Annotated in this window: 5 protein-coding genes; 2 read left to right on the forward strand and 3 right to left on the reverse strand. The window is 57.6% G+C overall.

What is annotated here, in order from left to right:
- The first annotated feature begins 26 nt into the window (after nt 1-26).
- Nucleotides 27-188, forward strand: a complete 162-nt coding sequence (locus ACP7BN_RS03190) for a DUF2986 domain-containing protein (protein WP_420648903.1) — start codon at nt 27-29, stop codon at nt 186-188.
- Between the two features lie 73 nt (nt 189-261).
- Here the strand turns inward: ACP7BN_RS03190 and ACP7BN_RS03195 are convergent, their stop codons facing one another.
- The 3 genes from ACP7BN_RS03195 to ACP7BN_RS03205 all read right to left on the reverse strand — a co-directional run bounded on the left by ACP7BN_RS03195 (nt 262) and on the right by ACP7BN_RS03205 (nt 3,919).
- Nucleotides 262-1,806 (reverse strand): class I SAM-dependent methyltransferase, encoded by a 1,545-nt coding sequence (locus ACP7BN_RS03195; protein WP_426201545.1) that lies wholly within the window; start codon nt 1,804-1,806, stop codon nt 262-264.
- A gap of 112 nt (nt 1,807-1,918) precedes the next feature.
- A complete protein-coding gene (locus ACP7BN_RS03200) occupies nt 1,919-3,418 on the reverse strand; it encodes a diguanylate cyclase (RefSeq protein WP_420648905.1) in 1,500 nt (499 codons plus the stop codon).
- 192 nt (nt 3,419-3,610) lie between these two features.
- Nucleotides 3,611-3,919 carry an RcnB family protein gene (locus ACP7BN_RS03205; RefSeq protein ID WP_426201547.1) on the reverse strand — a complete coding sequence of 103 codons (309 nt, stop codon included), beginning with the start codon at nt 3,917-3,919 and terminating at the stop codon, nt 3,611-3,613.
- Nucleotides 3,920-4,108: 189 nt separating this feature from the next.
- Here ACP7BN_RS03205 and ACP7BN_RS03210 point away from each other — a divergent pair, with 189 nt between their 5' ends.
- Entirely contained in the window at nt 4,109-5,917 is a 1,809-nt protein-coding gene (locus ACP7BN_RS03210; RefSeq protein WP_420648907.1) for a monovalent cation:proton antiporter-2 (CPA2) family protein, read from the forward strand.
- The last annotated feature ends 218 nt before the right edge of the window (nt 5,918-6,135 follow it).

The following is a 6,135-nucleotide window of genomic DNA, read 5'->3' on the forward strand; positions in this document are numbered from 1 at the left end:
GAGAATTTACAAGCTGAGTAAAACGCATGAACCGTCGCAAGAAACTGAACCAGATCCTCAAAGCCAACGCCAAAAAGGCCAGCGCGAAACTCGCGCCAAAGAGCAAAGACAAGTACATCAGCAAAGCTGATCGGGCGAAGCTAGAGGCTGAAGGCGGTCAAGAAACAGTCGTTTCTTCCGAGAACTGATAACCAAAGGGGGACAGATTTATTTATAAAATAAATCTGTCCCCCTTTTTTCATTTCAGGACCAGACAACCTCTTACGCGATTTTCAACGCCTTCAGAATGATCAACGACGTCTCGGCGAACACTCGCGCCTGTTCGGTCAGTTCGGCGATGTTTTCTTCGGCCGTGCTCAGCGGCTGGTTGTCCTTGAGGATCACTGTGCCCTGGTTGCCGATAATGCCCCAAGCCAACTGCGCCCATTCGCCTGGCAGCTTTTTGCCTTGCTTGATGGATATCAGGAACAGTTGCTGGAAGCGGCTGACCGGCACGCCGCCGCCCGTGACCGGGCTGGCCAATACCTGGATGTTGTTGTTGAACAGCGAGCGTCTGCACAGTTGCAAATTGAGGGTGTTGCACTGATCCTGCACCAGTTTCTCGGCCGCTTCACTCTGACACGGGGCCGCAGCGCCCATACCGATCAACACGTTGATGGCCTGTTCGAGGTCGTCATAAGCCATCGAAGGCAGCGCCCCCATCAACTGACGCAGGGTTTTCGGTGCGTAGGCTTTGGCCGCCAGCGCTTCCAGTACAGGGCCGTAGATCTCTTCCTGCAACGAAGCTTCGCCGGCAGGACCGGTGACCGAACCCGGCACGTTTGCAACTACTTGCAGCAGCACAAACCGGGTGTTGAGCATGCTCTCGCGATGCTCCGGGGCAGACAGTCGGGTGGCGCCGCGCACGTACAGATCTCGGCGGAAATTCTGATTGACGAAGTAATCCCGCGCCTGCTCGCGCATGATCGGGTGCTCGATGCCCTCGAGAAAATCCATACCTTCTGCGCTCAAGTTGAGCGGGGCTACCGAATCCAGCGGCACGGCCGTCGTCGCGTAGTCGAGTTTGGCGCCAGCGAGGGCATCCACCATGTCGGTGAAATAGATGCAGTCCCAGCTGCGGTTGAAATACTCATGGGCGACGTACTGGCGATTCTGGCCCTTGATGTTCTCCAACTTGGCACCAAGGCTCGGCGCTGAGTGGGCGTACTTCGGATTGGCCGCCAGCAGCGCTTCGGAAAATTGCAGCGCTGCATCGATACGCTGATCCGGGCGCGCGCAGGCCTGACTGGCAAAGCGATCGTGCAGGCTGAACAGTTGGCGCAATGGAGCCGAAGGCGACCAGCCCGGGAAGCAGTTGTAACTGACGTACAGCAACCCTCCTGGCTTGAGGTGACGCCGGGCGAATTCGACAATCAGCTTCTGGTTGTCACGGCTGACCCAACTCCAGATGCCATGCAGACTGATGCTATCGAATTGCGGCAAATCATTGCGCGCCAGCAACTGCTCGAAACTGTCGTCATACAGCTGTGCATTACTGTTGCAGGCAGTTGCCAATGCACTTGCGTGGGCGGCCTGGCCGGGATGGAAGTCGGTGCCTACATAGGAGCCCGGATTGGCTGCGGCATGGATGTTGATCGAAACACCTTGGCCAAAACCCAGTTCGCAGTGATAGCCGTCCGTACTCTCCAGACTGGCAAAACCACGCAGCAACAAGCAATAACGCTGAAAAACCGGGTTGATTTCCCGGCTATACCCGTAGGTGTAGCCCTCATCGGTGAAATAACCTTCATTCCAGGCGTTGCTCATACGTGCATCCTTCATAGGGCGAGTGAAAGGTTGCTCTTATAAGGGGTTGGGATTACCAACCACAAGTGCCACAGGGCAGAGATTTACTATTCATGCATAAATCTCTGCCCTTTTAGCTTGTTACAAGCTGGTTGCGCCCAAGCGCCTTGGCGCTATACAACGCCTGATCTGCCGCTTCGATCAAACCTTGCACCGGGTCCAGACGCGAACCAGTGGCGGCGGCAATCCCTATGCTGACACTCACGCGACCCAATGGGCTGGTGTCGTGGCTAATGTTCTCCTGGCGCAAACGGTCGAGGATAAGTTGCGCCACAACCTGCGCGCCCTCACTGTCCGTATTGGGCATGATCACGCCTATCTCTTCACCGCCATAACGCGCTACCAGATCCGACGGTCGACGTACGCACTCCTCAATCGCTTGACTGACTTTCTGCAGGCAAGCATCCCCGGCAACATGCCCAAGGGAATCGTTGAACAGTTTGAAGTAGTCGATATCAATCATCAAAAGCGCCAAATACGTGCCTTCGCGCTGAGCACGTCGCGCCTCCAGGGCCAACGTCTCATCAAAGCAGCGCCGATTCGCCAAACCTGTCAGCGCATCCTTGAGTGCCAATAACTCCAATTGCCGATTAGATGAAAGCAACTGTTGTTGAGCGCCCCTCAGCTGCCCCTCTACTTCGGTGCGCCGACGGATATCCAGCATCAAAAACCAACCAATCAGGCCCGTAAGCCCCAGCAGTCCCGTGACCACTACTGCCGACAGCAAGGCCTCCATCCGCCATGCCGTGAGGGCTTCACGCTTGCCGAGCGCGACGGTCGTGATCAGCGGCAGTTTTTCACTCTTGCGAAAGGCGTAAAGTCGCTCGACGCCATCCAGACTGGACGTGAACGACGCAGTACCAACGGATCGATCCACCAGATATTTCGCGTAAATCGGTGACTTGGAAAAGTTGCGCCCCATGTCCTGCTCGCGAAACGGATAGCGCACCAGCAAGGTCCCGTCGGTGTAAGACAACCCGATGGCTCCGTCCTGCCCGACGTCAATTTTGCCGAACAGGCGCAGGAAGTTTTCCACCCCCAGAGTCACCGCCACCACCCCGGCAAACTCCCCGTGAACATCATTGAAACGGCGGCTGACGGTGATTACCCATTCCAGATTGGAACGGCTCTGGATGGGCGGACCGATGAAGGTCTCGCGGGATGGATCGTCGCGATGATGAATGAAATAGGCACGGTCACTGCTGTTCGCCCCGGCCGGAATCGGCCGATTGGAAGACATCAGCCAGCGTCCCTGATTGTCGTAGATGGTGATGCCACTGAGCTGGGGCATCAGCGGTTCCTGGCGATCAACCAAGGCCCTGAGTCGCTCGATCTGCATGGGGCCACTGCCTTCGGTTTCCAGGCGTTCGACGAGTCCGAGCAACAGCAGCGAGCTTTGGCGGACGATGCCTTCGGAGTAAGTGGAAAGCGCCTGGGTAAGGTTCAACCCATGGACATCGACTTCCTCCAGCGCTCGATCGCGGGAGGCCAGCACCTTCCAGACAGTCAGCGAGGCCAGGGAACAGCCGATGACCAGCAGCAAAAGCACAACGAGGCGGGTATCACGTTTCACGTCATTACCTTAGGGAAAGTCCGATTTTCCGTTTCAGCTATTGGATCCGGGCAATAACGGCGACCGTATGTCCTTCTATTGAATCAGGATATAAGTGGCCGTGCACTACTGCAGCAACAGATCAGGGCGACGTTTTTACCCGAACAGTGCTCGAATGCAATCAGCCATCCGTGGCCAATTGTTGCAACAGGCTTAACGCACCACCGGCTGAATCTCGACAATCGTGCCGTTCGTGATCATCACCATCACGTACTTGTCGTTGATCTGCACCCACTGCGACTCCTCAATCGGTGCCTTGAGGCCACGTTTTTTCCAGTCTTTCAGCGCTTTGTCTTCACGCTGATAAACGTCCGGCGCGCGGTCGTTGGCTTTCAGTTCACGTCCGCCAGCAGGCGAATGTTGAACGGTGTCGTTCGAGGTTTCGGCCGCTTGAACGATCGGGGTGATCCCGGCGATGCCTGCGACGAGGGCCAGGCTGGCAATCAGGGTTTTGCTGTTCATGGGTCAACCTCTTGAGTGTTAAGTACCAGAACTCCGACTGCGCAGCGCTGGAAACATTCCTTGTGAATGGCTGATTTTTCTGTGGAGTATTGCGACAGACGCACCCTATCTCCAGGAGTATGTGGTGTGCCGGCGGATCAGCCTTTATCCTTGTCGCCCCCGCCGTACCGAGTGTCTGGAGTCCCGCTCATGCCCCATGAAGGCAATCTGTTACAAGCCGCCGTCGTGTTTCTGTTCGCCGCCGTGCTCACCGTGCCGCTGGCAAAGCGTCTGCAACTGGGCGCGGTGCTCGGTTATCTGTTTGCCGGGGTGATTATCGGCCCGTCGGTGCTGGGCCTGATCGGTAATCCGCAAAGCGTCAGCCACATCTCGGAACTGGGCGTGGTGTTGCTGTTGTTCATCATCGGTCTGGAGCTGTCGCCACGACGTTTGTGGGTGATGCGCAAAGCGGTGTTCGGTGTTGGTCTGGCGCAGGTGCTGCTGACCGGCTCGGTGATCGGTGTGTTGGCGCTGTTTGTCTTCGGCCAGTCGCTTAACAGCGCGATTGTGCTCGGCCTCGGTCTGGCGTTGTCGTCGACTGCGTTCGGTCTGCAAAGCCTTGCCGAGCGCAAGGAACTGACTAGCCCCCACGGGCGCTTGGCGTTTGCGATTCTGCTGTTCCAGGACATCGCCGCGATCCCGTTGATTGCGCTGGTACCGATGTTGGCCGGCGGCGATCACACCACCAGCGCCGCCGAGGATCTGAATCACGGTTTGCGCGTACTTGGCAGCATCGCCGTGGTGGTGATCGGTGGACGATATCTGTTGCGTCCGGTGTTCCGCATTGTGGCGAAAACCGGCTTGCCGGAAGTCTCTACAGCGACCGCGCTGCTGGTGGTGATCGGCACGGCGTGGCTGATGGATCAGGTCGGCGTGTCGATGGCGCTCGGCGCGTTTCTCGCCGGTCTGCTGCTGGCGGATTCGGAATACCGGCATGAGCTGGAAGCGCAGATCGAACCGTTCAAAGGTCTGTTGCTCGGGCTGTTTTTCATCAGCGTGGGCATGGGTGCGAATTTGAGTCTGCTGCTCAGCGCACCGATCACCGTGCTGGGTCTGACGCTGCTGTTGATCGCGCTGAAATTGCCGCTGTTGTTCGTGGTCGGGCGATTAGCCGGTGGGTTGAACAAGGTCAGTGCAATCCGCCTCGGCATTGTGTTGGCAGCGGGCGGTGAGTTTGCGTTTGTGGTGTTCAAGATCGGCCGCGATCAGGGCCTGTTCGAACCACGTCTATATGACCTGCTGGTGCTGACCATCACCCTGTCGATGGCCGTCACGCCGTTGCTGCTGTTGATCTGCGCGCGGCTGGTCAGCCCGAAAGTGCAACCTGTGGAAGTGCCGGAACAATTCCGTCAGATCGATACCGATGCACCGCGCGTGGTGATCGCCGGCATGGGTCGGATGGGCCAGATCGTCGCGCGGATCCTTCGCGCGCAGAACATCAAGTTCGTCGCACTGGATACCTCGGTGGAAACCATTGAACTGTCGCGCAGTTTTGGCGGCGTGCCGGTGTTCTACGGCGACCCGATGCGTCCGGAAATCCTCAATGCGGCCAAGGTCGGGGAAGCGGAATATTTCGTGATCGCCACGGACGATCCGGACACCAACATCAAGACCGCCGAGATCGTGCGCAAGCTGTATCCGCACATGAAAATCATCGCCCGCGCGCGTAACCGTCAGCATGTGCATCGCTTGGTCGATGTGGGGGCTGAGGCGGTGCGAGAGACTTACTATTCGAGTCTGGAAATGAGCCGGCGCACGCTGGTCGGACTTGGCCTGACTCAAGCGCAGGCTGATGCGCGGATCAAGCGCTTCAAGCATCACGACGAACAAGTGCTGGAAGCTCAACACGCGGTATACGACGACGCGGCGAAAGTCCTGCAAACCGCCCAGGAAGCGCGGGCGGAATTGGCCAGATTGTTTGAATCCGATCACCTGGAAGAACAGTCCGGTAGATCCTGAGCCTTGCACAGATCCAAATGTGAGAGCAAGCCTGCTGGCGATAGCGCCAGTTCAGCCACCATCACCGGTGACTGAACGGACGCCATCGCCAGCAGGCTAGCTTGTATGCTTGGTACTTGAAGGGAGGAGGAGGGACTAGGCTGGCTTCTGACTGTTGACGCAGTACAGATCCGTGGGAGATTTCGCCCCTCCTCCTTTCACCCAAGCGCCGATAAAGA

The sequence above is a fragment of the Pseudomonas sp. TWP3-1 genome (assembly GCF_049896625.1).
Taxonomy (GTDB): Bacteria; Pseudomonadota; Gammaproteobacteria; order Pseudomonadales; family Pseudomonadaceae; genus Aquipseudomonas.

Excerpts from the sequence above, each read along its gene's own strand:
- ACP7BN_RS03205 (WP_426201547.1), bottom strand. The coding sequence starts at position 3,919 with ATGAACAGCAAAACCCTGATTGCCAGCCTGGCCCTCGTCGCAGGCATC.
- ACP7BN_RS03190 (WP_420648903.1), top strand. The coding sequence starts at position 27 with ATGAACCGTCGCAAGAAACTGAACCAGATCCTCAAAGCCAACGCCAAA.
- ACP7BN_RS03195 (WP_426201545.1), bottom strand. The coding sequence starts at position 1,806 with ATGAGCAACGCCTGGAATGAAGGTTATTTCACCGATGAGGGCTACACC.
- ACP7BN_RS03210 (WP_420648907.1), top strand. The coding sequence starts at position 4,109 with ATGCCCCATGAAGGCAATCTGTTACAAGCCGCCGTCGTGTTTCTGTTC.